The following is a 2,830-nucleotide window of genomic DNA, read 5'->3' as shown; positions in this document are numbered from 1 at the left end:
GGCGACGCTTCAGCTTCGTCTTCCCCAAAATCTCTGTCAGACATGATGATGCCCCGTAAGTCCTTGACCTACGGGGCATCATAAAGAATCAACCGCCTCAAAACAACACGCTAAGTGAGGGGCTGGGAGCAACTCAGGCGGGCTTTTTTTCGTGCTGTGCCGGACCAAGGCGGTCCGGCGATCCGGCGCAAGACTCAACGCAGCAACTTAATGTGCGCCAATGCCTTCGAGCACTTCGTCGTGCGTCTGACGCTCGTCGAGGTACTCCGAGCGATAGCCACTATTCACGCCCCAGTAGTAGAACACCAGCGAGAACGCGATCACCACTAGCATGTCCCAGCCGTACGGCAGGACGCCAAGGCCACCGAATTGTTTGCTACCGATCAGCGACAGAATCGCCATCACCGGCAGGTAGGCCACGAGCCACCATGCAGCCTTCAGGTCACGCCCCCAGCCGGCAAAGCCCGACTTCGCCTGGAAGTAGAAGTACACCGGCAGCGCGACGACCATCAACAGAATGATTTCGCCGGTCAGCGGCCACTTCGCCCAGTACAGGATCAGCGACGCGCACACGAAAGCGAACGGCGCAATGATCTTCATGCCCGCAATGTGCAGCGGGCGCTCCAGATCCGTTGCCGCGCGGCGCAGCGCCATCAGGCTGATCGGGCCAGTCAGGTACGAGATCACGGTCGCGACCGAGATTACCGCCGCCAACGAGCTCCAGCCGCGAAAGAAGAACAGGAAAATGAACGACACCAGCAGGTTGAACCACATCGCCTGACGCGGCACGCCGTAGAACGGGTGCACGTTGCCGAACATCTTCGGCATCGTGTTGTTGCGCTCCATTGCGTAGATCATGCGGGTGGTGGTCGCCATGTAGGTCGTGCCCGTGCCGCTCGGACTGACGAATGCGTCGACGTACAGCAGGATCGCCAGCCAGTTCAGGTTCAGCGCGATTGCCAGCTCAGCAAACGGCGAAGCGAAGTTGAAGTGGCCCCAACCCTTCATCACGTCGCTCGGGTTCACCGCGCCGATGTACGCGATCTGCAGCAGCACGTAGATCACCAGCGCCAGCAGGATCGAGCCGATCACCGCGAACGGCACGCTCTTGGCCGGATTGCGTGCTTCACCGGCGAGGTTGATCGGGCTCTGGAAACCGTTGAAGGCGAACACGATACCGCTCGTCGACACTGCCGTCAGCACAGCCGACCAGCCGTACGGCGCAAAGGTGCTCACTTCGCCGAAGTTTTCCTTGTGGAAGCCCGTCAGCATCAGACCAGCGATCGTCGCACCTGGAATCAGGAACTTGAAGATCGTGATCGCCGAATTGGCGCGCGCGAACAGCTTCACGCCCCAATAGTTCAGCAGGAAGTAAATGATCACCAGTGCGGCGGATAGCAATAGCCCATTGGTGGTTAATGATCCGTCCACGAATAGCGCATGCGCCCATGGATACGGCCACGTGCTCATATATTGAATGGATGCTTCAGCCTCGATTGGAATCACCGAGACGATGGCGATCCAGTTGGCCCATGCACTGATGAAGCCAACCAGCGCGCCGTGCGAATAGCGCGCGTAACGCACCATGCCACCGGACTCCGGGAACATCGCGCCGAGCTCGGCGTAGGTCAACGCAATCGCGAGAATCACAACTGCGCCAATGACCCATGCACAAATGGCCGCCGGCCCTGCAATTTTTGCAGCCTTCCACGCGCCGAAGAGCCAACCCGATCCGATGATCGAACCCAAGCCGGTCAGCAACAGCGCGAATGGCCCAATGTTCCGTTGTATAGAACTTTTCACATCTTCTCCTGTGTCGACCAGAGTTAGCGCTTTAGCTGTCGACCAGAGTTGGCGCTTTAGCGTTTACTCTGGTCCCATGCAAAGCACTTACTCTGGTCCCATACACCGTATGTCGGCCGGAGTTAGCGCTTTAGCACTTGCTCCGGTCCCATGCAGATTGCATCAGAAACATGTCGGCACCGCGTGACATCGCTTGTGGCGCTGGAGACGGGGTGACGCGCATGCATACGCGACGGCCTATTCCAATCAGGTGCAACCGACGCGCGGCGCGTAGTTTAACGGTTGCACCCTCACGTTGCGGCGGAACTAAGGGTTCTCCCTAGCAAAATTTTCGGACGAATAGCAAGGTTTGTAAGCAATTTCTACGCCAATCCATCAAAACATTGTAAAAATGGGATGAGAGTGTTGACCTTCGCCCGAAATCGCCGTATAACGTTCGGGCAGGATTTCAAGCGGCGAGTGAATTGGTCTTTCGTAGTTCGCCCATCAACGGTACTCCGGTTGGTCCCATTACCCCCTTCCTTGATTTTCATGCGCACCCATTGGGCTTCGGCCTTATTTACCATCTTTAGGAACAAGTAATATGGAAACCGGTACCGTCAAGTGGTTCAATGACGCAAAGGGCTTTGGCTTCATCACGCCGGACGGCGGTGGCGAAGATCTGTTCGCGCATTTCTCGGAAATCCGCACGGAAGGCTTCAAGACGCTGCAAGAAAACCAAAAGGTTACGTTTGAAGTGAAGACGGGCCCGAAGGGCAAGCAAGCTGCTAACATCAAGCCGGTGTAAGCAAGCACGCTTCCTTCTGGACGCAAAAAACCCCGCCTCGGCGGGGTTTTTTTATATCGATCGCATCTGTATGGCAACTGCATGCGGCGATTATCTTCGCAGTATGCAGTTGGTTAGTCTGAGATTCCGCCGCGAGATAGGCAAGTTTCCTTTGTGATTCAAGCGCCTGGCTTGAAGTCGGGGTTTGGTTTTCTGTCTACGGACGGATCGCCTGGACGAGCGCGAGAGCACGTTCGTGCC

General features: G+C 56.9%; 2 protein-coding genes. One reads left to right on the top strand and one right to left on the bottom strand.

Features of this window, described 5'->3' with window-relative positions:
* Window positions 1-207: 207 nt before the first annotated feature.
* The gene (locus tag GNZ13_RS20160; RefSeq protein ID WP_172167497.1) at window positions 208-1,803 is read right to left on the bottom strand and encodes an APC family permease; all 1,596 of its coding nucleotides are present in this window, start codon (window positions 1,801-1,803) and stop codon (window positions 208-210) included.
* 583 nt (window positions 1,804-2,386) lie between these two features.
* Here GNZ13_RS20160 and GNZ13_RS20155 point away from each other — a divergent pair.
* The gene (locus GNZ13_RS20155) at window positions 2,387-2,590 is read left to right on the top strand and encodes a cold-shock protein (RefSeq protein WP_007180251.1); all 204 of its coding nucleotides are present in this window, start codon (window positions 2,387-2,389) and stop codon (window positions 2,588-2,590) included.
* Window positions 2,591-2,830: the final 240 nt, after the last annotated feature.

It is taken from the genome of Paraburkholderia elongata, from assembly GCF_013177735.1.
Classification (GTDB): domain Bacteria; phylum Pseudomonadota; class Gammaproteobacteria; order Burkholderiales; family Burkholderiaceae; genus Paraburkholderia; species Paraburkholderia elongata.
The sequence above is the reverse complement of the archived record's forward strand: the minus strand, read 5'-3'. Positions and strand labels throughout refer to the sequence as shown.

Coding starts and splice junctions, on each gene's coding strand:
- GNZ13_RS20155 (WP_007180251.1), top strand. CDS start 2,387: ATGGAAACCGGTACCGTCAAGTGGTTCAATGACGCAAAGGGCTTTGGC.